Origin of the sequence: Roseburia sp. AF20-18LB (assembly GCF_003461185.1) — a bacterium.
Taxonomy (GTDB): Bacteria; Bacillota; Clostridia; order Lachnospirales; family Lachnospiraceae; genus Roseburia_C; species Roseburia_C amylophila.
In genome coordinates, this window is record NZ_QTWP01000004.1 from 132,089 (window position 1) to 157,324 (window position 25,236).

The window sequence follows — 25,236 nt, forward strand, 5'->3', positions numbered from 1 at the left end:
TCCCCCTTTTAATCATTAATAAAAATATCGTTCTTAAAACGACGCCTACTAACCATATAAAACGAAACACCTTGTTATATCTCGAACTATTAGAACACGGAACAAGCCAATGTTCCTGTGGAAACCCCAAAAGGTCTTCTTTTAATTCCTGCTTCAATTCCATGACTATACTCCACATTAATCCAAGCAGCACAATGCACACCGTTCCATAATATGCAATGCTGTTAGCTTTGCCTTATCGTACAAATTTGCAGATTATTCTTGGATTTGGCTCAAATCAAATGCACCGTTCTCAATCAACTGCAAAATTGTGTCTACCAAGTTGTTCTTTACAGTTTCACTTTCATTTTCAGTGCCAGAATACTCTACATAAATAGTGTTCTCTCCCATATCAAAGGTTGCATAATATATTACGGTTTTGATACCTTGACTATTTGACTTTGTTATGAAATATCCTGCATTGATATCAACGCCGTCTACACTTGAAGTGATTGTATTTCCATCAATGATAGTATCTAATAGATTTACACCCTGTTTAGAAACTACCATTCTTGTATCACCAATTTTTCCCTCAAAACCCAGAATATTATGATTGTCAGCATCAAAGTAAGCATCTGCGGTAACAGGCAAGTCTGCAAAAAGCATTTCAATTTCAGCATCGCTCAAAGGTCTTGTTGTTACATTTAAGTCAATTGAAGATTGTGATAAGTCATTTTTAACAAAAGTAATTGTTTCTCCACTATCCAGCGTGGCAATATCGTTTTTTGTACCAAACAGTTTGCTTTGAAAAACTCCCACTCCAATCACAGCAACGAGTACGAAGCAAGCAGCAACAGACACCCATTTTTGCCGATTAGTTATTTTACTTGTTTTTTTCATAGGTTCAGCTTCTTTAATATACTGATTATCGACATTTCCCAATGCCCTTAAAAGTTTCTTTTCTTTCATACAGAGATACCTTCTTTCTCTAACAATTTTTTGAGTTCGTTCCTTGAACGAAATAATGACATCTTGATTTTGCTCTCGCTCATACCATATTCCGTTGCAATTTCTTTAATGGGCGATAAATACCAATATCTTCTCATAAAGATTTTTCGCTGTTCTAATGACAGGGAAGAAAGAAAGCGGTTGAGAATATCCGTTAGAGCAATTTCTTCAACAATGTTTTCTGTACTATCCAACGATGGTATGCACTCTTGTATTTCATCAAAAATCAATGGCATTTGCCCGCCATTACGTTTCTTTGCATTGAGCAGTTCGTACCTGTCCAAAGATAAGTTGCGAGTAATCTTCCCTAAAAAAGTTTTTAGAACAGATGGACGGTTAGGCGGTATGCTGTTCCAAGCTCTTAAATAAGTATCATTTACACATTCCTCGCTGTCTTCGTCATTGTGAAGAATATTAAAGGCTATGTATCTGCAATACTTTCCGTATTTTTTTGAAGTTTCGGATATAGCAGCTTCGGAGCGCTCCCAATATAAATCTAATATCTGTTTATCATCCATAGGCTTCTCCTCCTTTGTATTAAGGCCTTTCACCCTAATAGACGGGGAAAATGTGTCAAGAGTCACTTAAATTCAAAAAATATTTATTCAAAGATTAGCTTTTGATATTAATTCTTCAAGTATCATTTTATTTCATTATCTCATCAGTCTTCACCACATAAGCATAGGCCTCTGGATTTGCCTTTTTCAAGTAACGAAGAGTCAATAACTTTTCATGCACTAATTTATGATTGGCATATTCCCGGAAGTCCCTCACCTTTTCAAACTCTGTATCTGTCAACAAACACATTACCATGTACATAACCATGGTTGCTCTCCCTGCTGCAATTTCCGGACTATAGTTTTCTGCATAAATATGTCCACGTAAGTCACGTATACCTTTAACATATATCGGATACTCCTCTGCTCCGACCTTGCCTCGTGACGCAATACATAAAGCTGACTCAAAGCTATCCCATAAGCAGTCCGTTGGTGTTGCATTTATTCCACGGTATGCAATCTCCGCCAACGCAATCGGTTCATATGTACGCTTTACAACATCGCATTCTTTAAAAACCTCTATTAAAGAACACACGTCATAAAGCTGCTTCATTACTTCCATATCCTTACCTTTATTAAGTTCGACACCTGTCGTATGAGGAGCAAATGCAGTCAGTTTATCTGCAAGAATACAATCTGCACTCGGAATTTTAACTGTTAGATACTCTTCTTCCGTCAGTAGTAAATCATTTCTTATTTCCTTTGTCTCAACTTCTAGCACATCCAATAATATATAAAATTGTTTATTGTTAATTGGTGAATCATAAGTAAATTTAAAATGCCGCTTTTCTATATTGTTTTTTCCGACTCTCTTCTGTTCTTCCACCATCTGAAATGGAAATATAGCAGATGCTTTTTCTAAGTAATCATCCAAATCAGTCCCTGGTTCCACAATAATATCAATATCTGTAGATAATCGACGTGGCTTATCCATTAGCATCATAAGGCAGGTACCACCTTTAAAAATAAATGGCATCCTCACCCTTGCCAAAGCTTCAAGAAGTCCAAAAGCATATACAGTACGTTCTAAAAGCACCGGATCTCTCTTGCTGTCCTTTTGTAGACTGCGAATATATTCCTCACTAAAATTTTCTTTCAAAAGCATTTGCACCTATTCCTTTGTTTTTAATATAATATCCGTTTTATCATGTAGCAGTTTCTTTATTTTCTTTGCGCTCTTTCTTCGATTTGCATATCGAAACAAACAATTTTCATCAATATAGTATCTTGCAAAAGCATCCATATATACACCCGGATATTCTGACTCACTTATAGATGCCAGAAGTAACGGTTCTGACATAATGTCTACTAATAGCTTCTCCAATCTTGTATGCCACGATTTTTCCTGTCCTTTTGGTGCTTCTGTTATAAGCTTTACAATTACAATCATGTTATCCGACCAATACTGATGGTAGATATCTGCCGTTGGATTGATAAGCACTTTTCCAGGATATTTCTCCTTTAATGTATCAAAAACAAATTCCATAATATCTGATTCTACTGATAGGAATATAACATTATGAGCCACTAAATGATTTACGAAATCATTCATTTGAACAAATTCAAATATTGTAAAATTCAAATATGGATATTGTTCCTCTAGTTGCAATGCCACTTCTTCCGCCAATTCCGAATAGTCATGACGGTACACCTGCCGCTTATCATTCGGCAAACAATAATGATTACGTCCCACCCTTACTATCTCACCATCATTGACCATATCTTCAACCTTTTTGTAGAACGAAGCTTCACTTAATTGATATCCTCCCTGACGAAAAGAGACGAATAATTCATTGCGCGTAAATTCCGTCACATTATGAACACCCCTGAAATAAATTTCTTCAGTCATCGTGATATCACCTCCAATTATTTTTCCGGCACTTCACCCAGCCAAGTGCCGGAAATATATGAATAGCGTAATATCTCTTTTCATATTTGTCAATATTTTTTCGGCACTATTATTATTTTAGTGCCATTAATATATTTTGCTTTTCTCAAAAAAATATACCTGGAATTTTTTTACTTTTTCAAGCAAAACGACAAAAAGAGCAATCCACCATAAGATGAATCGCCCTCCATTCAGAAAATATGCCCAGTACCTTTTCTCTTTATCTGTCATAAGCACTTACCTTGCCTTTCCGGTTTTAGGTACGCTTGGAACGATAACATCATCAGACTTTCTGCTATCTACAGACAGCTTCATGAAAACGGAAGCATCAAAAAAGGGGATGTATCTGAATCCACGGTTAACAGATATATTAATCTCCTGGCTCTTAAGCTCAAAACAACCAGCAATCAGGATATGCGCCGCTATGAAAGACCTCACATAAATGAAGTATGGTGTGGTGATTCAAGTATTGGTTCTTAACTGAAAACTCCTGATGGTAAAATAAAGTTCTTCCATAGTGGTCTCCTTTCCGTAAAACTTTGTCAGCATTACCAATCTTCTCCATACTCATCCATTGCATCATCTACACCATCTGCATAATCGCTGTCTCTGTCATATCTGTCATAGTCATAATCGTCATCCATATAGATATCATCATAGCCATCATCATAAGAGTCATATGTACTCTTCTTTGTCGTTGTACTTTTCTTTGTACCACTGCTATATGATGACTTGTTTGTAGAATTTGATTTATTATTGTAACTGCTACTTGAACCAGAGTTACTTGTACTGCTCTTAGAAGTACTGCCAGACGATTTATTGCTATATGATGAACTGCTATGGGATGTACTGCTTCCCGTATATGGTTTATGCAAATAACAATAGCTGCTTCCACTTGCCTGCTTATTATCACATCCTGCCTTAATGCACTTAGGCTCACTTGCTTCACCTATGGAACCTATTACAAACAGAACGCCTATTATTACAAGGAATATTGCCAGTCCCTGTCCAAATGAATTCTTTCTCATACAAATCATCCTTTGCGTCATCCTCGAAGTCTCCGGCATCTCCAAATAATACTTCATGTTCTTCCCTGCTAGTGCAAAGCATTTCTCCTGCAAACATCATTTCTGAGCTATCTATTTCTCCATCGCCATTTAAATCCATCCAATTTCTCATTGCCATACCTCCTGTAATCAAGGTTATTTGTTTCTTTCTGATTATATAGTACTACTTCTCTTATATGATACCATAAATAACCATATAAGAGAAGTTCCTTCATTCCTGCTACACAAGCACAAAATCAAAAATAATTTAAGTTCACCACTTAACATTGTGGCAAAGATTTCCACTTCCATGAATTCCATCTACATTTTTCGACCCAAAAAAACTACACACCTTGAAAATTCATTCAAAATGTGTAGTCTATTAAAAATACTATTTAAATATTCTAATTCACTTTCTGGCTCAATCTCACCCGTTGCGAATGCCTCGGTCTGTCCACAATGACTTCTTTGCATTCCAACTCCTGTGTCCACTCTAACAATCTTGCCAGAAGTACTTTTACATCTTTTCGATATGGCTTTGGATCATTTACTAATGCACTATGTAATTCTACCGTAATTTCACCAAAATACATTTCACCACCATGTTTCTGCAATAATTCTAAGAGCCATCGGTATGCTCTGCATAACGAAAATGCTTGCTGTATTTCAGTTAATGATTCTCCTTTACTCATTTCCAGAAATTCTATTTTCTGCCCTAAGCTTTCCTTCGCTGTATCATATTCCGGAAAATCATTTACGAATAACATGTTTTCTACCGGACGAAACAAGTCGGTAATCCTTTTTGACCAGCCCAACTCAGAAGAAGTTCTATTTTTCATCTTGTCTAATGCTTCTGCCTTCATAATACTATATATTCGGTCATCCATTTCCACGGAGCCTTTTATAAGACAGTTTACTCTTTGTATATCTGTTTCATCCACTTCACATTTTTCAGCCATTTCAAGATTACCGCCTTCTTCCAGCAGTATTCCTTTATTTGTTAAATTTGCGCTTCCTATCACTCCATTCTTATCATCAAATATATACATTTTTGCATGCAAATCAAAATAAGCATACATTTTCCATTCATGTGATTTACAATACTCATAAATTTGCAAATCAGTTGCACCATTAATAATATCTTTTAATTGAAAACGCACAATTAACGTCTTATCCTTTATTGTCTCATTACAATTTTTCTGCATAAACTCAAGTGCATTTTGCTTGCAGAACGCAGTAATAACTACAATGGATTGATGACAACTTTGTAATTCCTTATAGATACATTTCTTTATTTCATCAGATATTAAGATACTCACGTTATCACCTGCTATTTCAAACTTCCATGTTGTGCATTGATATATTTTCTTAATTTTTCATTCCATGTAGCAATAAGATTATCATTCTCATCTTCCTGTCTGCGATTAGTCTCATCAATTGCCTTAACTAAGGATGCCACAAAAAGTTCAAATGCAACCTTTGCATCATTTGATTTTATCAAATCTTCAAGAAATGTCTTATAAAAAATATGATCCATATTAAACTTTACATAACAGTTTCCCAAACCAAATGAATAGTCAAATAAAGCTGCCAGTTTTCCCATATTCTGATAGTCTATATTAACCTGATTTTTAAGATTATTTACGATTTCTTCCTGCTGAGGATCTATAACCCCTCTCTCTTCTAACTGTTGTTTGCTCTTTTCGTATAATTCCTCTTTGGAAGTAGTTCTTCTTACCTCTGCGGATTCACTTTCCTCATTCGGTATTTCACTTTCTTCTACTTTATTTATTATTTTCGTTGTCGGAGAATCTATATCCTTTGAAGACCTTGCATTTTCTCTGGTCTTCTTATTTTCTTTATACATCCGTTCTATTGTAGGATGAATTATGCTATACAACTGTACCCATACCGGTTTTACAGGCTCATCCAAATAATCATCTTTATCTATCTTTCTCAATTCGACAAACTGCTTGTTATTTGCCACTCCAAACGCTTCATCCAGAACAGGATCAAATTTAATTTCGCAGCCCCACCACCTATGTTGCGGCTGATTAATATTTTCATAAAAATCGAACTGTCCAAAATCAATTTCTCTATTTGCCCGTACAATTGATATTCCTTCCAATTTTTTTACATAGCTTCCTAATGGCTTTCCACCCGGATCTCCTGCTACTGCTGTCTTGTCATAAAATTCCTTTTTTACTTTTGAAAAACGAATTTCAATGTTGTGTTCCTTTGTTTCTCCTGTTATCTTATCAATATATTGAATAGGAAAATAAATAACTCCATCTGTATGCTTCTCATCTGTATAAGGTTCAAAAATACTTTCTGTGTAATTTATATTATCGCCTGGACAGATATTTTCCGGTGTTGCAGGATTTCCCAATACATAATTTGGTTTCATGAGAAACAGCGGATCATTTGGCATTATTCTTTTTGAATTATCCTGATTTTCATGATGAATTAAACTGATATTACAGATTCCATCATGAATAAAATATCTGAACTTTTGTCCTAATGCAAATTCCAATTTTTTAAACAGAAATGATACTGTTTTAGGCACTACTCTATCACAGTTTTTCCACAATACAAATGTGCCACTCTCCATAAAATTGTATTCTTTTACAGCATCATTCTGCCCCTGCATTTTATAGGTTAAATACTTCTTGTATTTTGAAGGAATCTCACTTTGCACCGGATCTTCCAATACGGTCTGCGCTCCATCCTTTACTTTATTTATATCCAAAAATACTTTCTTGCAATTATCATATCCATTCTGCCAGGAGTACACATCAACTGATGGGCATGCATATAAAGAAGCCTGCGGCAAACCAACTCCAAATCTTCCCATTCCTTTTCTGTCAGTTCTTGTGGAATATCCAATTCCAAGACAGCTTTCCAGTTCTAACTGCTCCATTCCTTTTCCATTATCCAGAAATCCGATTTCTTTGATATTATTTCTTCCTGTTTCGGGATTATATTCTTCTGATACAATTATTAAAATATCTTTTGCCTCTGCCTGAATAGAGTTATCAATAATTTCTGCCATTGCACATTCAATATTTTTATAACCCGTATTTCTCAGTGCATCTCCCATTGTCTGAATTACAAATATGTCTTTTGCCATAACTTTTCCTCCTATGCATTCCAATAATTATTAAAGTGTGAAAATGCCATATTTTCATTAAACTGATTCAAATTGTCTTTTACATCTATTAATAAACATTCCTTTTTTCCGCCCATCTGTGGTCCACGAAGTCCGCGCCCTAACATCTGACTATATAGAACTACTGATTGTGTTGGCCTTGCAATAAAAACACATTCAATGTTTGTTGCATCAAACCCTGTTGTCAGCACTTCATAATTAATCAGAATATTCATATCATTTTTTGTATCTTTAAACTTCCGGATTGCTTCCCTTCTCTCAGTTGCTGACATCTCTCCTATTACCAATGCATTAGGTATATCTTCCAGAGTAAGCATGGAAGAAAGTAATTGTCCATGTTTTACAGAACACGCAAAAACGATTGTAGGTGTCTGTGATTGATTTAGTGCTCTTAATTCCTGCATAATCCGCAAATTTCTGCTCTTATTTTTTCCAATCACATTAAGTGCTGCAGGCGAGAAATCGGAATAACCATTCTTCGTGGCTATTACTTTTATCTTTGACAGTTCTTCATCTGTTAATTTTTCTGCATATGTAAGCTCTTTCTTCTTTATCTTTGCCAGCACACCTCTGTTTTGAAAATAACGGATAATATCTTTTTCCACCTCTGCATTGAGTGCTTCCTGTCTGGACAAATTCACTTCATTCATAACTTTCGTATCAATGAATATGATTTTGTTTCCAAACGTCGATGCTAACAAATCATTTTCAAAACTCATTTCTGTTGTTCTGCCCGGCGTTGCCGATAATCCCATCAACGCACAATCCTTCATTTCTCCCGTTCTACGCATAAAATGTTCAATTACATTTCTTGTCTCCTGAGCTGCTGCTTTATGTGCCTCATCATATACAACTAATCTGGTAGCATTTACAAGCTTCTGAAATTTGTCCGGTTGATTTTCCTTCATAGACTGCAATTTTTGTATTCCACAGACCATAAAACCAGACATATCTTCTGGAATAGCTTCTATATTATGTTCTCCCCAAAGTTTATACGTTGAAATTTCTCCATTTCCTATGTTCTTCCAAACATTAACAAATGTGTCATATGCCTGCTGCAACAATTCTGTGGTATGTGCTATCCAGACAATCAATCCCTGTTTCTTTAAATTATAATTATAGTGATGACATATAATATGAGTTGCCGTCTTGGTTTTCCCCGTTCCGGTCGGCATATGTATTAAAAAACGTCTTTGCTTATATTCTGAAGTCAGTATATTCAGTGCTCTCTGGCGAATAATATATTGATAATCCAACAATTCATAAAACTTATCATATGATGCAATTTTTTCAGATGAAACTTCCTCTACACTTTGTTCCTGAAAAATATCTTTTTCCGAATAGTTCAACAAATGAAGTACATGATTATTTATCTGACTTTCACGCCAGTTTTTCTTCGCTACTACATCTATAATCAATTCCGGATTCTCACAGGTTCTATATTTTTCAGGCAATTCCACACGAAAATCCAGAATATCTTCTTTTTGAAAGGTACTCAAAATATGATGTCTGAATTCCTTACTCTTTAAAATATTCACCCCATAAATGCACATGATCATATCAACCAATCTTTTCTTCGTAAGCAGAGCTTCACTTCCTGTATTCCATTCAAGTAAAGATTCCACAATATCTTCTCCAAGAAAACTTTTTAAATCTTCCAAGGAAAATTTCATCATATGAGATCTCATAACTTCATTCTCCATCTTCTTCCTCCTACTCCGCCAGTTCCTCTACTGCGGCAACCAGTGTATCTATCTCTTTCTCCGTGGTATATCTTCCGATTCCGATCCGGACGACGCCGCCGGAAGCTTCATCCTTTAAATGCTTATGTATCAGTGGTGCACAGTGATATCCAGTTCTTACGGCAATTCCATAGTCTGTGTCCAAAAGCAATCCCACCTCGGACGCCTGATAGCCCCGAATATGGAAAGGAACAATTCCGACTTTGTCCTGCCCGAAATCTCCATATAATTTCACACCTGGAATCCGTTTTAACTGCGCAATTAATTTATCAGTCAACTGTTGTTCATGCGCCAGCCAGCCTTTCGTTCCGGCTGCCTTTATCTCCATGAGGGCTGCCCAAAGTCCTGCTATTGCTACAATATTGGGGCTGGCTGCCTCATAACGTGCCGGGCTTTCCAATGGCATCTTCGGATTCAGGGAATCACTGCCGGTTCCTCCTGCCAGAAAAACTTTCAGCTTTATGCCATGTCTTAAGAAAAATCCTCCTGTTCCGAATGGACCATACAGATTTTTATGACCGGCAAATGCTACAATATCTGCCGGAACTTTTCGCATATCAAGCTCTGTCAGCCCAAGGGACTGGGATGCATCGATTACTGTGATTGCATCATATTTCTTTGCAATTTTGCATATTTCTTCGATGGGGAGTATATAACCTGTCACATTGCTGACCTGTGACAGAAAGATATGAGTTGGCGGCTGCTCCGTAAAAAGATATTCCATTTTTTCCAAATCAATTTTTAAGGATTCTTTTTCCAAAGGAAGCTCTATTGTGGTAAACCCAATCCGCTCTTTCCATAAATCCAGTGGGCGAACCACCGCATTATGTTCGTAAGGGCTGACATAAACCACATCCGTTTCCTTCCAGTCCATTCCGCCAATGATCTGATTGAAAGCAACAGTAGCAGAGGCAGATAAAACCACCTCTGCCTGTTCTTTTGCATGTACTAAATCAAGCAGTGATTCTCTTGTTTCCGCGATAATTTCATCCGCCTCTTTTGCAAGGGCATAGGAACCCCTCCCTGCATTAAATGCAAGGCTGCGGTTGACCCGGTCCATTTCCGTATATACTACTTCCGGTTTTGGATATGTTGTTGCCGCATTGTCAAGATAAATAATTTCTTCTGTATTCATAACTACAACTCCTTGCTACTTCGTCAGTTTCTCTATCATCTGAACCAGTACTGCTACCTTCTGGTTCACTTCCAGACTGTCTCCGAATTCCTCCATAGCTTCTTCCATGGCATTTTTCAGAAAATAACTGGTGCTGTCATCCTCTGCTTCATAGAATTTCTTTACCTTTTTTCCATCACTTCCGGTAAATTCTATCATCTGCCTGCTGCCGGACTCACTCTGTTCCATTCCGATGTGTTCAATCTCTGCCTTTAACCGGGCAAGCTCTTCTTCATACTGCTTCAAGGACTCATCCCGCCAGTCTTCCATATAAATATCAAGGACTGCCTTGGAAAGATGTTCTACAATTTCCTGTTCATTGTGGGTCTGCATTCTGGATAAATAGCCCATCAATGCCGTCACCTGATTGCTGGCCAGAAAACTCTTTGCCGCCTTCCCCTGTTCCTCATACCATGCCTTTAAAACGCCAGAAAGACTGTCTTCTTTTGCTGCGCCATAGATTTTCTTTGTGACCTCTATTGCCTGCTCATTTTTCTTAAAAAGGAAGGTATCTAAATATTCTTTTCCCTCTTTGATTTGCCGTGTCGTTTCCTTTAAATTCTTTTTCTCTACCAGTCCCGGAAGCTGTTCAAACAGCATTTCCCTTGGGTTCGGCTCCATATTTTTAAGAATCTTACGAAGCCCCTTGATAAATACATAAGCTTCCTCATCCATGCCTTCCGGGCAGGTCTGAAAGGAAACAGCAATCTGCGGCAGACTTCTGTACCACCGTTGCATTGCTCGTACCAGTTCATAAAGCCGGTTTCGTTTTCCAATACTCTGATAGGTATCCTGTCCGCAAAAAATTTCTTCTAACTGCTTAATATACTTCTCTTTATTTACCGTTTCCTTTTCCACATAGAGGCTGTAATTCTCCGGATGTTCTTCTATGTTGTCAAATATTTCCGGCGTAATCTCCACCTCACGCTCCTGCAAAAGAATGACCGGTGTATCCTCAAGTTCCGCAATCTGCCTTGCGATATAAATTGGAATGATACCTTCTCTTACTCCATAGCCTTTTCCGGAAAGACTTTCATAAAGTTCGGAAAAACTGTGTTTTTTCCCGGCACAGCGGTTGATATATTCCATGATTTCCTGTAATACCTGCTGGCTTCCCTCTTCTGCTCTTCCTTCATCCAGTACCCGTAAGGTTGCCCGGTAAATGGTTGCTTCTGCCGCCGAACCGTTCTCCCACTGCGCCATTTCTTTTCCATTTAAAACAGCATCTACAATGGTTCTTCTGGCACGTTTTGTCTGGGACGACACCTTTCTGCGGTTAATCATTTCATTATTAATTTTCGGAGTCAGATTATAATATTCCTCACAGATTCTACTGAGCGTACGATTAAATTCACCTACTGATTTACTCTTGTTCCGGGATACAATTCCACATAATACTGTGCAGTTTCCATTTTCCGGAAGATAACGCTTTTCTAATGCCGCATTGATTTCATAAATCAAATCTTCTTCATATAGCTGCAATTCCTGCTGCAATACTGCATTTTCTTCTAAAAATGTCTTATCTTCTTTTAACTGCCGAACTGCTATCAGACGCCGGATATTTTCTTCTTCCATTAACGGTTCTCGCGGAATGAGGACTACGATTCGCTCGTCCTTTAACTCCTTCAGATGCTGCTGGACTTTTTCCATATCTGTTGTCTTATCTGCATCCGTCAATGCGATAATCTTTCCGTCTGCGGGTTTCTCTTCAAAAAGATATTCTGCCTTCTTTAATGCAAGAAACTGCTCTAACTTTTTATATTCATAATGAAAATATCTGGTCATGGTGAATTCCTGATTATACTGCTTTGGCAGGACATAATCTAATTCTGCAATTTCACCTAACACTTTTTCGATATTTACTTTTTTCTGTTTCTGTATTTCTTCCTGAATCTTTTTTTCGATATCTACACCGACATTATTTTTAAAATCATAAGAAGCAGTCCGGTTTCTCCACTGTATTAATTGTGCTTCTTTTAACTGTTCTAATTTTTCTTTTACAATTCCATATTCCAGTCCGCTTGCCAGATAGATGCTTTCATCGTTTACCGGAAGTTCTTCTTCATTTCCCATCATCTTAAGCAATGCCATTACTTTGATAATGTTTTTTTCTTCCTCATACTCTGCCTTTCCAAGGGCATACTCTGCTTTCAGCCATTCCGCATGAATATGGATAAGGTCTGTATTTTCCCGGAATAATCTGGAAAAATAATCATAAACGACTGCCGCACCGATTCCATGGGCTTCCTTTTCATCTTCTTCAATCAGGCGTACCAGTGAACCCGGCTCATTATTTGCAAGAAACGTAAACACGCTGCGTTCATTCTGTGCCACTTTTTCGCTGACTCCTAATAACAGATAAACGGTAAGCGGCAGCAAAGGAAAACAGCCTTCCTTTACTACTGTGTCATACTCTTCCTGTTCAAAAAGTGCAGAAATGCAAGGCAGTTGATAGGTATCTTCTAACACCTTTTTCCACTCTGCATTTTTTGCTGCCACACGTCTGCATTCCTCTATATCCTTATGAATGGCGTCCATCACCAGTTCAAAATTATTCTTCGCAGATACTACGAACCGGACTTCTTTTAATCTTCCTTCTACTCCATCAAAAGCATCCTTTATATTTTTTGATAACTGATGTCCATATTCCTTAATACTCTTGTGGGCAACACATACGATATGAATTTCCTCTTTGCCGGAATTTGCCAGCTCACACATGTCCTGCAATACCTTCATATCTCTTGCAAAGGTTGCCTCTTCATGACCTTCCACATATTTGCTGAACTCATCGAATACAAGGAAAATGCCTGCATAACCGTATTTTTCACATAAAATACGATTGATGCCCTCATAGACCTTCATGGTTTCAATATTTACAATCGGCTGGAACTGGCTGCCGGAAGTCACTTTCGGATAAATTTCCCGGAATGCTTCTAAGGCATCTTCCTGCATTTTATCCATCTGTTTTCTCCACTGCTCAATGGAGCGACCATGCTCTGAATGCATCAGTTCTGCAAACTTCTGATAAGTCTTGGGATAATTTTCCATCCAGTTATCCGCTGCCTTTTCTGCTTCCTTATAATAGCTGTCCGGAACAATGTCGCTAAGTCCTGCATACTGCAATGCTTCTGTCAGTCCTAAGACGAAGGCATCCGAAAGATTCATAATTGAGCTGGATACAATAACCGGAAGGAATTTTTTCTTCTGATTCTTATACTGCTCTATCAATTCTGCTGTTTCTGCATCTAATTTGCTGATTCTTTGAACCAGGTCATTTACCTTTTCATTTTCCGGTGCAGAAAGAATCTGCAACAATACCAGCAGTAAATGTGATTTTCCTTTTCCATAAGGTCCAATCAGAATCGTTGCTTTTTCCTTTTCCTGTCCCATTACTGATTTCAGATATTTTTGCAGAATTAATAAAGATGATTTGGTTGGAATATAACTTTCCAGCTTGGTATCATCCTGCAAATCCAGTTGTAAATTTATGGAATTTTGAAATCTTTTATCTATCTCAACGAAATCTTTCAGTCTCTTCATCTTCATCGTTCCCTTTATTTTTCATAATATAGTTCCGCAACTTCATACGGTCCCCATTTTTTCTCTTCGTTTTTGTATACCATATCCAGCCCCGCCGTCCGGTTCAGCCGGATATAGCCATAGTTATCCAGTTTATCCAGATATTCATTCAATGCAGCCCGTTTTAGCTGCAGGACTTTTCCCGGACCTTTTGCATCCTCCAAAAGGCTTGCAATACTGATGCTATTCGTTTTATTTTCTTCCCACATCTTTTCGATAAGATACCAGACTGCAAATGGGCTGAGCCGTTTTAAATTCGGCTGGCTCTTCCGGTATTTCCCACCATCCAGCTTTAATAATCCAAGGTGTGCAAAAGGACTGATGCTCTTATCCTCCGGGTCGTAATCCTCCACATGATCCCTGCTATACATCCGGAGTATGGCACTGCAATCATCTGCCAGCGAACGTCTTGGTATCTCTGTCCGTCCCGTTTCCACTGCATATTCCCGCATCATATAATCTTCCAGTTCTGTTCTTGTAAATTCTTCTGCCTGCAGCGTATTAAAGAAAAGATACCAGCTTGTAACTGCCTCGGCATTTGTCACCAGATTCATATGTACCAGCCAATAGGAAAAATCATCCTCAAAATACGGGTCCTTCTGATATACTAATTGACCAAGTAATTCCAGTTTTACGGCTGCCCTGTTTTCAGTTTTTCCAATGAATCCGGCCGACTGCATCCAGTAACGGATTGCCTTTGCCATATTGGTTCCGACTCCCAAAGCATCTGCCCCGGAGTTTTTACTGAATACCGTTCCATCCTTTTCTGCTGCTGCCAGTCCCTTTGTCAGCCAGCCTTCCCGCAATATAAATGTCTCATGACCTTTCAGTCGAATCTTTTTTATCATTGCTCCCATTCTTCTTACTCTTCCCTTTTTCCTCGTTTTGTTGCCAGCACTTTTCTGATGTAACAGCCACCTACATAATGGTTGACACACTCTCCACAGCGGACACATTTTTCATCCAAAATATGATAGGAAATACTCCCATCCTTTTCATCCCGGATAACAATCGCATTGTGTTTACAGATACTTTCACAGGCCTTACAGCCCATGCAGAGCTGATATTTGGTCAGCTGGCATTTTATCTTATCTTCCGCTGTTTCCAGATTTTTTGCTCCATCCAGATGCATATCATAAATTGTCACCTTCAGAGTAGTCTTACCAATCCGTCCCTGCAATTTGATTCTTGGATTGCCATTTTTTGTGGTAATAAACACTTCTCCCAAACGCTCATTTCCAAGATTCTTATTGATATATCCAAACGGTCGGAATAGCTCATATAATTCTTCTGAAATCGGCCGCTGCAATTCATAATTAAAGCTGTTTTCTTCCAATACACAGGGTTTAAATGACACCACTGCTTTATTGGCATATTCCACACCATTGCCGCCCTGTCTGGCTTTCCATTTGCCATCCCGAATATAACTTTCTGCATCCGGCTTGCCAATCCGCCTTGCAAAATCAACCAATAATTCCTGCCAGTGCTTTGACTGCTCCGGCATATAAATTCTTGATAAAAATTCTGACCAGGCACTGTTATTCGGGCAGCACCAGCAGCCTACTCTGGTATAACCCCAGCGATATGCGTCATTGAAATCTGTCTTTGTAGTCAGAAGATACAGCCAGATATCAAAGTCCATCCAGTCAATAATCGGCGAAATCGTAATCTGCTTCGTAATCTTCGAGCCTTCTGTCTCCCGCTCATATTTGCTTCTGCTGGCAGACTCACTTCTCCGGATTCCATAGAATGTAATTATTTTATCTTTATCACCAAACAACGCTTTTATCTTCCGCTGGATTGCTCCCGTTTTAAAAATAGTACAGCACCAGCGCATGACACGGCTTGGCGGTCCCATCAGTTCACACAGTTCTTCAAAATTCTTTTCTTTATTTCTCGATGACAGAACCGGTGTCTTCGGATGCTCTTTCTTAAACCGCTCCACATAGTGCATGGTTTCCGGAAATTCCAATGTAGTATCCCCGAAAATATGAAGTATCTTCGGTTCTGATAACGCCCGCATTACAAGACTGGATACCACCGTGGAATCCTTTCCACCGGAAAAAGAGACAAACATATCCTGAATCTTATAATTCTTCGTGCTCTCTCTGATATAACCGGTCGCTTCTGTGGTTATCTCTTCATAACGCTCCCGGTTCTCCTCTAAGAATCTTTTTATATAGGAATCAAAATACTGATAGGTATTCTGTTCTCTCAAATCCTCATACTGCTTACGCACTTCTTCTGCGTCTACTTCTATTAAATCTTTTACAGAAAAGTCAATTCGTTTGCCATTGACATAATATTTATTTCCGGAGCCGTTCCATACCGAATCTTTTAAAAATGCAAATGGCTTTTTCAGCAAAATTTCTAACAGCAATCTTTCCTCCGGAAATACCGGGCGGATATCCGATACCATTCTCCTTGGCTTACTGCCACAGGAACATTTTTTCTGATATAAAGGAATGTTACAGGTATCACACCAGTAAATGTCGGATTTTTCCAGTTCCGCCCGTTCCTTGCATACCGGACAGACGCTGGTCTGTGTTATGATATTATCTTTCGTGCATCGATATCTTTGCATTTAACTCACCATTTCTTCAATTCTTCCGGTTTCACATTCAAATAGGAACACAATTCCAGAAACTCTGTTGCGTTCAGGCTTTCTTTTGCTCCCACCTGCAGTTTATCCTCCGAAATGGCGGTATCCCGTGCAACCTGTGTTACGGATAAATGATTATCTGCTATGTATATTGCTAATTTTTCTGTTATTGTCTTTGCCATTTTTCTTTCTCTCTTTAAAAGATTCCAACTCATAATATTCTCTGACTCCGGGAATATTTTCTTATAAATAGCATTATATTCTTTCTTAAAGAGAATATCAACATTCATTTTTCCTGTTATCCGAGAATTGTTTGACGTTCAAAATATGTTAGTTTATGATTAAAAAAGAGGTGAAAAAATGAAAAATGCAAACATCGCAAAAGTATTAAAAGAATATCGCAAACGCAACCAGCTTTCCGTAACGGATGTCTCCATCCAGTTAAGTGAGAAATCTGTCCCGGTAGCGCCAAAAACCATTTATGGCTGGGAAAGCGGTCAGACCCAGCCGGATGCCGATACGCTTTTGCTCTTATGCGAAATATATAAAATCAATGACATTCTTGGAACTTTCGGTTATGACGATTCCGAAAAAATTATTCTGACCAGACATGAAAAAGAATTGATTCTACAATACCGGAAGCACCCGGAAATGCAGGAAGCAATACAGAAATTATTGAATTTATCTTAAAAGTGGTATCTTCCGACAGCAAAAAAATCCCGGATAGCTGATAAAAATGAGATGTTCCTCAAATTATCAGCTATCCGGGATTTTCTATCCCAGTGCCACATCCAATATCATCATCAGCAGAAATCCTACTGAAAACCATATGGTTGCAATATTCGAATGGCTGCCTGTGGATGCCTCCGGCAGCAATTCCTCGATTACCACATAAATCATGGCGCCTGCTGCAAACGATAACAGATACGGCAGAATCGGAATCACTATGGATGCTGCTGCAATGGTTATAATTGCAGCTATCGGCTCTACAATGCCGGACAATGCACCGTAAAGAAATGCTTTTCCTTTTCCGGTTCCTTCACTGCGAAGTGGCAAGGATATAATTGCACCCTCCGGAAAATTCTGTATGGCAATACCGATTGCCAGGGCAAGTGCTCCTGTCAAAGTAATATTTCCGCTGCCCATCAGAAATCCTGCGAATACTACACCCACTGCCATCCCTTCCGGAATATTATGTAAGGTAACTGCTAGTACCAGCATGGTTGTTTTTTTTAGGTGTGCTTTAATTCCCTCCGGCTCATCACTGTTTAAATGTAAATGCGGAATAATCCTATCCAAAATCAGCAAAAATGCAATTCCAAGGGCAAATCCAACTGCTGCCGGAATAAATGACAACCTTCCCATTTCTTCTGACATTTCCAAAGACGGAATCAATAGCGACCATACCGACGCTGCCACCATGACTCCGGATGCAAATCCCAGCAGGGATTTCTGCACCAGCGGCTTCAACTCCCCAGTCATAAACAGCACACAGGCCGCCCCTAAAAATGTTCCTACAAACGGAATCCAGATATATATTCCAATCATATAAAACCTCCTTTCACACTTGCTATTCTAAAGCAGCATTTCATTATCTTCTTATAAAATTCTTCTCTCATATAGAATTTATCTCATAAAGTTTCTACTCCAGCGTAAGATTCAAGTACCCATTCTTTACCTCATCACAGCCGGTTATCATGCCAAAATCTTTTTTCTGATAGCCCTGTTCTTTTTTATCATTTCCGACTCGTTCTTCTCTTTCAACTGCCGCCAAAGATTTTCTGACTCTGACCGGAACTTTTATCCGAAGACGCTTTAATACCGCCAGCAAATCCTGCTCTGACAAAGTTGTTTCCAATACTTCGATTGCATTTTCCTCTTCCCGGAATAATAAAAGATCCTCTCTGCCATGGTGCTGCACTTTATAAGCATAACCATCTGCATAGTCATTTTCCAGCAACGCATAAGTGATTGCATCCTTATCCCAGCGGATATAACCATTTCCCATAAAATAAGCATCCCGAAGCTGCACATACTCATCCGGTGTCACCGTAAGCAGCCAGTATTCCTGCTGCCCTTTTTCTTCCCCTTTTGCTTCTGCAATTTCATCCGGAAGAATGGTTCGCTCTGCTATGCAAAATGCCATACAAAATCCCAGCTTCTCATAATAGTATATGAGGCTTTCGCTGGCTGGTTCTAAGACAATCGGTGTCTGAAAATGCTGTTTTCCTTTTTCTAACAGCATTTTTGCATAGCCCCTGTCCCGGTATTCCGGCAGGGTTGCTACTGCATAAGCATAATGTACCGGTATCTCACCTTCCCCGGTCACAAGATACGCCTTAAGAAATGTTGTCATTGCCACAGGCTTCTTATCTTCCATACACACCAGCGTATTTTCTTCCGTAAACCGGTGCGTGAAATAGAATTCCATATAGTCCTCTTCATCCCCGAAGCACCGATGCCAAATCTCTTTTATCTGTGGAATCATCTTTTTTGTTGCAAACCGTATTTCCATCTTAAATCTCCCGTGCAGTATAATTTTTCAGCAAAATATCAGGATAATAGGATAATTTTGCCTTTCGCAGTCCTTCATCCCCGGCATCATCTTCTCGGTTTACATAACTATACTCCTGACAATTATGCATTACAAACTGCTGGTTAATCATTGGATAAGCACCTTGTATTTCCGGAAATGCTTTTTCAAAATGCACTACATAAGTATCGGAATTTAATCGTTCTCCTATGGTAAATGCTACGATTTCTCCAGCCTTACGCAATATGCCACCTTCTAAATGCAACTCATCAAAATATTTCATTGCCTGATTCAGGGCACACTGCTCATCACTCATATCCTCATTCCACTTGCATGCCCTTCTGTCACACCATTTCAGATTCATATCATAGCATTCCTGCTTGTTTTCCGCTGTCATTGGCTCATAACTCCAATTCTCGTCATCTTTAAATCTTGCAATGTGATTTCGTTTGCCATGAAGCTTCTTTCCTGCCAGACTGGTCAGCTTATCCACTGTATAAATATAATCAAAGCTGTCCCTGTTTTCTTCGATCTGAAAAATACCGGAAAAATACGTTTCTAAAAACTCCCGGTCTGCCTCCTCAATACTTTCAATATAGAGCTTGCTGTTATCTTCTTTTGCATGTGTAAGGAGCTGCATAATTGCTGCCTTCTTATCTCCTGCTCCAATTGGGAATGCATAACAGTCTTCCCCTTCTGCATCGAATTTTATCACGCAGCAGCCGCAGACTTCTGCCACTTCCACTTTATATATCACAGACCAGATAAAGTTATTTGCAAAGCTGTATTCGCAGCCCTGTCTGTTATCTTCCCTCAGCTTTTCACTCATCCAGTCTCTGTCATCTATGGTTATTGGTCTAAATTCTATCATATAATCTTCCTCATTCTCTTTTCTTCTTCAATTATTATACCCCAGATTGTCAAATTCTGCTCCTGCCATAAACTACTTGAAACATATTTTCAAGTTTATCGGAACAAAGAATGTGCCTTGGCAAATTCTCGCGCCTGCGGCGGTCGCTTGCAACATCTACCTTATACGCCGCAGCGCGCATCCTCGCGGAGCGTTTTTTACTTTACAGGAAAGCAATTTCCTGTAAAGCAAAAAAAGATTCCCTATTGCCCCTTTCCATCGGTTATGACAATAGCGAACCTTCTCCTTAAATCATGCTATTCCAATATATATTTTACTGTTCTTTACCACCCTGCAATAAATTTTCTGCTTCCTCTTCCGGCAATGCAAAAATATCCATCAGATTATTTTTTATTTCAGTTTCTGATATGTTCTTAGCTTTCATTCCGCTTACATACTGATTCAGCAGTTCTAATTTTCCTTCTTCTTTTGCCTCTTCTCTATCTTCAATCCAATCCGACTGTCTTTGCATATACTCTTTCCTCCATTTCTGGTTATCACGGACCCGCTGAACTTCCCGGTCCAGTCGATGCACAAAGTCTGTTTCTATTGTTTTCTTGGACAAGTATTCCAAAAATGCTTTCATCTCTGCGCTGACATCGTTCTGCCGCCCCACTGCGCTCAAAAAGATTTTCCCTGTTCCGTCCCCCAGTTCCAGATTCAAATCCTGTATGCACCGGTTCTCAAAGGAATAAATATGTCTGCCCGCATCAAATGGATCAAAGGTGCAGATAAATATTACATAACTTTTATTTAAGCTCTGATATTCGATTCCCTTATCTGTCTCGTCAATATCTATGATCCCCTGATAATAACGGCTTCGTTTCGGAAGATGCTTTTTCTTTCCTGTCTGCATCTCAATATCATAAATCGTCTGATTCTCATCCGCAGCATACACATCCATACGCACACTTTTGGCATTTGCTGCCACATCCAGAGTTTTCTGCTCCTCTAGATATACAATATCCGCAATCGGAAAGCCCATAATCAGTTCCAGCAATTCCTTGCAAAGAGCCTTGTTCTGCATCACCTTTGCAAACATGAAATCATCGGAAAGTTCCAGTTCCTCATAGCTTTTACATTTTCTTGCCATACACAATAGTTCTCCTTTCATTATAGTAAAAGAGTCCCGACTTGACAACCCAAACCAGTTCGTTTGTTCCAACTCTTTTACCGTCTCTTTTTTACTTTTCATCCTGTTTCTTGGAAATTTTGGCGAAAATGCCAATGAATCTGGGAAATATTCCCGCTCTACGAAATCAAAGCAAATGATTTGCTTTCGATACTGCCATCATACCTGCCACTTCTTAATAAGTCAATATGCCCTTCTGTTATTTCAGAAAAATTTTATAACTGCAAAACCTGCCACTGGCATCTTCTTGCGGATGCCTGGCAACTTAAACTACGAGAAACACGCTTTGCGAGTTTCTCGAGTTATCGCGGTGTTCGCCAAATCTGCATGCAAGCATGCGATTTTTCTCGCTACTCGCGTAAACAAAAAAAGAAGATTTCTCTGCCTCATTCACAGAAAAATCTCCTTTTCCATCATCTTTTCGATATAGAAAAATCACTCTTTTTCTTTAATCATTTTAAACATCTGGACACGGTTTCTGATGCCCAGCTTCCGATAGATATTTAAGATATGCTTCTTTAATGTATTTACGCTTATGGACAATTCTTCACAGATGGTATGATTATCCTTTCCCTGCATCAGAAGCTGCAATATCGTATGCTCCCGCTTTGTCAGTTCATATTTCTCTGTTACTTCTGTTATCGTTAGTTTCTCTGCCCTTTCATCCTTTTGCTGTCCGTCCTTATATAACCGGAATGCCAGATGGTCTTTTAACATGTCCAGAATAAAAATGTCATCATACTGGAAATTATCTTTTCCGATTGTCCGGTAAAAAGTGACAACGCCTAAAAATTCTTTATTTCTTCCCAATATCATCTGGATTGCATAATGCCAGTTATTTGGCCGGTACACCTTCTGATAATATTCTGTCTGTACCCTTTTTTCATCCGATATCATATCTGTTTCCCGGTACACCAGACTCTTTCCGCTATATACAATTCCGCGGTTCGAATTCATTTCATCATACATCGAGGATTCATCATCACAATTATAAGTGACCGGTCTTACCAGATGCCTGCTCTCCTGGCTGTCTGCGAGAAAAAAATCTGCACTGTCAAAATCCAGCACCATCTTCATCTGCTCTAAAAACTGCTCCCGCATAATATCTGCATCTTCCGTCGTATAAATCTTATAAATAATACTGTTTAAAATCATCCAGTCATTTGTCTCTAATGTTTTCAATCAATCACCCTCTTTAAGTATTTTTCAGATGTAAAAAGAGGGCATATTCTTTCGAATATACCCTCTTTGGTCTAAAACCATTATATTTTATGGCATTTTAAATTGCAAGTATTATTTTATTTTTATTCATGAAAGATTACATTGCGGTACTTATTCAGTACCCGGAGTAATACACTGCCCAAAATCACACAGGTGATAACTTCTCCGATTCCGACAGTAAGTGCATTAAATGGAATCGACCAGTCAACGCCTTTATATTCTGTAATAAAGCCATAACCATAGCGTAATACAAAAGGTACAATCACCATATTTGCAATAACCGGCGGCCATGTACATGCGAATTTATGCTTTCTTAATGCATAAGTTCCAAACGCTCCAATCAAAGTTGCAATGCTTCCGCACACAACATCCACCGGAATCCCGCCTGTCAGCATATTTGCCAGAAAACATCCCAGCCATAATCCCGGAATTGCTGCAGTCGTAAATACTGGCAGAATACATAATGCTTCTGAAATACGCACCTGAATCGTACCGGATGCCAGTCCTGCAATACTGCTAAGATAAGTCAGTGCCACATAGATTGCTGCAATTAACGCAGCCTGCACAATAAATAATACTTTTTTGTTTCTCATATTCTTTTGTCTCCTCTAGTTTTGTTTTACGAGTGGAAGGTCTCGAACACTCGGTTTCTTCTTCCCCAAAGGCCTTGGTTTTACGGGGTACTTGCAATGTTTGAAAGTGTATCACAGAACTCGTCTAATTGCAAGCGATTGTATGCACCCACAAAGAGAGGCTGCCTTTCGGCAACCTCTCTTTGCGCTTAATTATATTTTGTATGAGGAAATGGAAAAAAAGAATTACTTGTATTTTTATTAGCCCTTTACACCACCAAGTGCTACACCTGCTACAATATACTTTGAAAGGATAAGGTAAGCAATGATTAACGGAAGTACCGTTACGGTAAGACCTACATATACAACACCGTAATCTACACGGAACTGATCTGCCGTCAGCATCTGCACAAACAATGGAAGTGTTTTCTTCTCATCAGTTGTTAACATGATGGTTGGGGTAAAAAGGTTATTCCATTGTGCAATAAACTGGAAGATTGCCTGTGTTGCTACTGCCGGTTTCATAATCGGCATGATAATGGTATTGAAAATCCGGAATTCCCTTGCTCCGTCAATTCGTGCAGCTTCAATCATTTCAATGGATAAAGTACTTTCCATATACTGTTTCATGAAGAATACAACTGCCGGTGCTGCGATACAAGGAATAATCAATGGGATATAAGTATCTACCAGATTCAGTTTTAACATAAAACGGTAGAAACCAATGATTGTAATCTGGTTCGGCACCATCATGATTGCCATGATGAACGCCCATGCAAACTTCTTTGCTTTAAAGTTATATACATGGATTCCATATGCAGTCATACAGGAACAATATACTGCAAGAAAGGTACCTGGTACTGTGATACATAAGGAGTTAATCATTGCTCTTCCTAATGTTAATCTCATACCGTTCTGCTTCTGAAGAAGCATGTTCCAGTTCTCAATCAAATGAGAGGAAGGAATTAAGGAAACTCCCGCCTGGATTTCAGATGATGTTCTTGTTGCATTCATAATCATCAAAAGGAAAGGCAGTAAACTCAAGAGACAGAAGAGGATACAAATGACACCTCTGATTGCTCTTTTTGTATGTAATACTTTCGAATAACTTTTCTGTTTCGGCTGGGATGTCTGTCCGCTCATTGCCATATCAAAACTTGCCATTATCGATTCCCTCCTTTCTTATGTTTCTTCTCGCTCCGATCCGTCATCGTTCCGAAGAAGATAAGACTGATAATCAAGGTCAGAATAAACAGGAATACAGATACTGCTGCTGCCTTACCTACATCACTCTGATATAATCTCATGATGTACATTGCCATTGTTGTGGATGAATCATCCGGCTGTCCGATAAGTCCTGACTTACTGACATTGAATAATGCCGGGATATCGTACATCTGTAAACCACCGATTGCGGAAGTAATCAATACGTATAACATAATCGGTTTTAATAATGGAAGTGTTAAATAACGGAATTTCTTCCATCCGGTTGCTCCATCGATATCTGCTGCTTCATAAAGACTTGGGTCAATTCCCAAAACTCCTGATATCAGCAACAGGGTTGTATTTCCATACCACATCCAGAAGAGGATAAATGATACTAACCCCCGCGTTCCGCCGACGCTTGTCATAAAGTTAAATTTCTGTGAAATGATTCCCATATCACGTAAAGTCTGTGTAATTGGTCCATACTGGGAAAACATTGCATTGAATAAAACAGATACAGACGCTGCTGTGATAATACTAGGTAAGTAAATAATAATTTTGTATGCGCCCTGAGCTTTTAATTTTACAATGTTATCAGTCAGCCATACTGCCAGTAACAATGAAACTAAAATCTGTGGAATAAAGTTGCATACCCACATTGCCAGTGTATTTTTCAAATAAATCAATGCATATCCTTTTTCACCGGCTGTCAGCCCGAGAATATTTTTGAAATTGTCTAATCCGCAAAATTCAATAAATTCTCTACCGTTTCTCTTATAGTAGCTTAATGTACTATAGTAAAATGTATTAAATAACGGCCATAACTGAAACAGACAATATGCAATGAAGAATGGGGCGATAAAGAAGTATCCATATCTGCCATATTCAATATGTTTACGTTTTTTCTTTTTGTCCATC

At 38.7% G+C, this 25,236-nt stretch carries 23 protein-coding genes and 1 pseudogene; 2 read left to right on the forward strand and 22 right to left on the reverse strand.

The annotated features are described in order from the left end of the window. Positions 1-255: 255 nt before the first annotated feature. The 4 genes from DWX65_RS09635 to DWX65_RS09650 form a co-directional block, all read right to left on the reverse strand. On the reverse strand, positions 256-948 hold the full coding sequence (locus tag DWX65_RS09635; RefSeq protein WP_117698010.1) for a hypothetical protein: 693 nt from the start codon (positions 946-948) through the stop codon (positions 256-258). Beyond that, positions 945-1,505 carry an RNA polymerase sigma factor gene (locus DWX65_RS09640; protein WP_022243687.1) on the reverse strand — a complete coding sequence of 187 codons (561 nt, stop codon included), beginning with the start codon at positions 1,503-1,505 and terminating at the stop codon, positions 945-947. The genes DWX65_RS09635 and DWX65_RS09640 overlap by 4 nt, the downstream gene beginning before the upstream one ends. Before the next feature lie 127 nt (positions 1,506-1,632). Beyond that, the gene (locus tag DWX65_RS09645) at positions 1,633-2,649 is read right to left on the reverse strand and encodes a nucleotidyl transferase AbiEii/AbiGii toxin family protein (RefSeq protein WP_117947768.1); all 1,017 of its coding nucleotides are present in this window, start codon (positions 2,647-2,649) and stop codon (positions 1,633-1,635) included. 6 nt (positions 2,650-2,655) lie between these two features. Further along, positions 2,656-3,393: a DUF6577 family protein gene (locus tag DWX65_RS09650; RefSeq protein ID WP_117698008.1), complete on the reverse strand. Its 738-nt coding sequence runs from the start codon at positions 3,391-3,393 to the stop codon at positions 2,656-2,658. A gap of 330 nt (positions 3,394-3,723) precedes the next feature. Here DWX65_RS09650 and DWX65_RS15765 point away from each other — a divergent pair. Then, positions 3,724-3,906: pseudogene (locus DWX65_RS15765) on the forward strand (IS481 family transposase); the annotation flags it as partial. A gap of 74 nt (positions 3,907-3,980) precedes the next feature. Here DWX65_RS15765 and DWX65_RS09660 read toward each other — a convergent pair. From DWX65_RS09660 to DWX65_RS15190, 10 genes are all read right to left on the reverse strand, one after another. Beyond that, positions 3,981-4,460, reverse strand: a complete 480-nt coding sequence (locus DWX65_RS09660) for a hypothetical protein (protein ID WP_199534303.1) — start codon at positions 4,458-4,460, stop codon at positions 3,981-3,983. Further along, on the reverse strand, positions 4,378-4,611 hold the full coding sequence (locus DWX65_RS14995; protein WP_118540901.1) for a hypothetical protein: 234 nt from the start codon (positions 4,609-4,611) through the stop codon (positions 4,378-4,380). Before DWX65_RS14995 ends, DWX65_RS09660 begins: the two co-directional genes overlap by 83 nt. Before the next feature lie 271 nt (positions 4,612-4,882). Then, entirely contained in the window at positions 4,883-5,797 is a 915-nt protein-coding gene (locus DWX65_RS09665) for a phospholipase D-like domain-containing protein (RefSeq protein WP_158552028.1), read from the reverse strand. A gap of 11 nt (positions 5,798-5,808) precedes the next feature. Beyond that, a complete protein-coding gene (locus tag DWX65_RS09670; protein ID WP_117698006.1) occupies positions 5,809-7,608 on the reverse strand; it encodes an ATP-binding protein in 1,800 nt (599 codons plus the stop codon). An 11-nt stretch (positions 7,609-7,619) separates the two neighbouring features. Beyond that, positions 7,620-9,350, reverse strand: a complete 1,731-nt coding sequence (locus tag DWX65_RS09675; RefSeq protein WP_118173352.1) for a DEAD/DEAH box helicase — start codon at positions 9,348-9,350, stop codon at positions 7,620-7,622. A gap of 10 nt (positions 9,351-9,360) precedes the next feature. Further along, the gene (locus DWX65_RS09680; protein WP_117947769.1) at positions 9,361-10,524 is read right to left on the reverse strand and encodes an aminotransferase class V-fold PLP-dependent enzyme; all 1,164 of its coding nucleotides are present in this window, start codon (positions 10,522-10,524) and stop codon (positions 9,361-9,363) included. Positions 10,525-10,539: 15 nt separating this feature from the next. Then, a complete protein-coding gene (locus DWX65_RS09685; RefSeq protein WP_117947770.1) occupies positions 10,540-14,103 on the reverse strand; it encodes a hypothetical protein in 3,564 nt (1,187 codons plus the stop codon). Between the two features lie 14 nt (positions 14,104-14,117). Next, a complete protein-coding gene (locus DWX65_RS09690) occupies positions 14,118-14,999 on the reverse strand; it encodes a DUF4007 family protein (RefSeq protein ID WP_158564725.1) in 882 nt (293 codons plus the stop codon). Between the two features lie 5 nt (positions 15,000-15,004). Further along, positions 15,005-16,726, reverse strand: coding sequence for a phosphoadenosine phosphosulfate reductase domain-containing protein (locus tag DWX65_RS09695; RefSeq protein ID WP_117947772.1), 1,722 nt, complete (start codon positions 16,724-16,726; stop codon positions 15,005-15,007). A gap of 5 nt (positions 16,727-16,731) precedes the next feature. After that, positions 16,732-16,926: a helix-turn-helix domain-containing protein gene (locus tag DWX65_RS15190; protein WP_118087739.1), complete on the reverse strand. Its 195-nt coding sequence runs from the start codon at positions 16,924-16,926 to the stop codon at positions 16,732-16,734. A 178-nt stretch (positions 16,927-17,104) separates the two neighbouring features. On the opposite strand from DWX65_RS15190, the gene DWX65_RS09705 reads away from it, so the two are divergent. Next, a complete protein-coding gene (locus DWX65_RS09705) occupies positions 17,105-17,434 on the forward strand; it encodes a helix-turn-helix domain-containing protein (protein ID WP_117698000.1) in 330 nt (109 codons plus the stop codon). Between the two features lie 84 nt (positions 17,435-17,518). On the opposite strand, the gene DWX65_RS09710 is transcribed toward DWX65_RS09705, so the two are convergent. The 8 genes from DWX65_RS09710 to DWX65_RS09745 form a co-directional block, all read right to left on the reverse strand. After that, a complete protein-coding gene (locus DWX65_RS09710; protein WP_117947773.1) occupies positions 17,519-18,292 on the reverse strand; it encodes a ZIP family metal transporter in 774 nt (257 codons plus the stop codon). Positions 18,293-18,386: 94 nt separating this feature from the next. Beyond that, complete coding sequence (locus tag DWX65_RS09715) at positions 18,387-19,259, reverse strand: GNAT family N-acetyltransferase (RefSeq protein WP_118173353.1); 873 nt, start codon at positions 19,257-19,259, stop codon at positions 18,387-18,389. A 1-nt stretch (position 19,260) separates the two neighbouring features. Beyond that, positions 19,261-20,148: a DUF2156 domain-containing protein gene (locus tag DWX65_RS09720; RefSeq protein WP_118173354.1), complete on the reverse strand. Its 888-nt coding sequence runs from the start codon at positions 20,146-20,148 to the stop codon at positions 19,261-19,263. Positions 20,149-20,461: 313 nt separating this feature from the next. Then, positions 20,462-21,280: an Rpn family recombination-promoting nuclease/putative transposase gene (locus DWX65_RS09725; RefSeq protein ID WP_158564726.1), complete on the reverse strand. Its 819-nt coding sequence runs from the start codon at positions 21,278-21,280 to the stop codon at positions 20,462-20,464. 474 nt (positions 21,281-21,754) lie between these two features. Then, positions 21,755-22,501, reverse strand: a complete 747-nt coding sequence (locus DWX65_RS09730) for a helix-turn-helix domain-containing protein (protein WP_118057304.1) — start codon at positions 22,499-22,501, stop codon at positions 21,755-21,757. 122 nt (positions 22,502-22,623) lie between these two features. After that, complete coding sequence (locus DWX65_RS09735) at positions 22,624-23,133, reverse strand: QueT transporter family protein (protein WP_022243700.1); 510 nt, start codon at positions 23,131-23,133, stop codon at positions 22,624-22,626. A 240-nt stretch (positions 23,134-23,373) separates the two neighbouring features. Continuing rightward, a complete protein-coding gene (locus DWX65_RS09740) occupies positions 23,374-24,276 on the reverse strand; it encodes a carbohydrate ABC transporter permease (RefSeq protein ID WP_242997850.1) in 903 nt (300 codons plus the stop codon). After that, positions 24,276-25,235: a carbohydrate ABC transporter permease gene (locus DWX65_RS09745; RefSeq protein WP_118173355.1), complete on the reverse strand. Its 960-nt coding sequence runs from the start codon at positions 25,233-25,235 to the stop codon at positions 24,276-24,278. Before DWX65_RS09745 ends, DWX65_RS09740 begins: the two co-directional genes overlap by 1 nt. Position 25,236 lies beyond the last annotated feature (1 nt).

Coding starts and splice junctions, on each gene's coding strand:
- DWX65_RS09635 (WP_117698010.1), bottom strand. CDS start 948: ATGAAAGAAAAGAAACTTTTAAGGGCATTGGGAAATGTCGATAATCAG.
- DWX65_RS09640 (WP_022243687.1), bottom strand. CDS start 1,505: ATGGATGATAAACAGATATTAGATTTATATTGGGAGCGCTCCGAAGCT.
- DWX65_RS09645 (WP_117947768.1), bottom strand. CDS start 2,649: ATGCTTTTGAAAGAAAATTTTAGTGAGGAATATATTCGCAGTCTACAA.
- DWX65_RS09650 (WP_117698008.1), bottom strand. CDS start 3,393: ATGACTGAAGAAATTTATTTCAGGGGTGTTCATAATGTGACGGAATTT.
- DWX65_RS09660 (WP_199534303.1), bottom strand. CDS start 4,460: ATGAGAAAGAATTCATTTGGACAGGGACTGGCAATATTCCTTGTAATA.
- DWX65_RS14995 (WP_118540901.1), bottom strand. CDS start 4,611: ATGAGAAATTGGATGGATTTAAATGGCGATGGAGAAATAGATAGCTCA.
- DWX65_RS09670 (WP_117698006.1), bottom strand. CDS start 7,608: ATGGCAAAAGACATATTTGTAATTCAGACAATGGGAGATGCACTGAGA.
- DWX65_RS09675 (WP_118173352.1), bottom strand. CDS start 9,350: ATGGAGAATGAAGTTATGAGATCTCATATGATGAAATTTTCCTTGGAA.
- DWX65_RS09680 (WP_117947769.1), bottom strand. CDS start 10,524: ATGAATACAGAAGAAATTATTTATCTTGACAATGCGGCAACAACATAT.
- DWX65_RS09685 (WP_117947770.1), bottom strand. CDS start 14,103: ATGAAGAGACTGAAAGATTTCGTTGAGATAGATAAAAGATTTCAAAAT.
- DWX65_RS09690 (WP_158564725.1), bottom strand. CDS start 14,999: ATGGGAGCAATGATAAAAAAGATTCGACTGAAAGGTCATGAGACATTT.
- DWX65_RS09695 (WP_117947772.1), bottom strand. CDS start 16,726: ATGCAAAGATATCGATGCACGAAAGATAATATCATAACACAGACCAGC.
- DWX65_RS15190 (WP_118087739.1), bottom strand. CDS start 16,926: ATGGCAAAGACAATAACAGAAAAATTAGCAATATACATAGCAGATAAT.
- DWX65_RS09705 (WP_117698000.1), top strand. CDS start 17,105: ATGAAAAATGCAAACATCGCAAAAGTATTAAAAGAATATCGCAAACGC.
- DWX65_RS09710 (WP_117947773.1), bottom strand. CDS start 18,292: ATGATTGGAATATATATCTGGATTCCGTTTGTAGGAACATTTTTAGGG.
- DWX65_RS09715 (WP_118173353.1), bottom strand. CDS start 19,259: ATGGAAATACGGTTTGCAACAAAAAAGATGATTCCACAGATAAAAGAG.
- DWX65_RS09720 (WP_118173354.1), bottom strand. CDS start 20,148: ATGATAGAATTTAGACCAATAACCATAGATGACAGAGACTGGATGAGT.
- DWX65_RS09725 (WP_158564726.1), bottom strand. CDS start 21,280: ATGGCAAGAAAATGTAAAAGCTATGAGGAACTGGAACTTTCCGATGAT.
- DWX65_RS09735 (WP_022243700.1), bottom strand. CDS start 23,133: ATGAGAAACAAAAAAGTATTATTTATTGTGCAGGCTGCGTTAATTGCA.
- DWX65_RS09740 (WP_242997850.1), bottom strand. CDS start 24,276: ATGGCAAGTTTTGATATGGCAATGAGCGGACAGACATCCCAGCCGAAA.
- DWX65_RS09745 (WP_118173355.1), bottom strand. CDS start 25,235: ATGGACAAAAAGAAAAAACGTAAACATATTGAATATGGCAGATATGGA.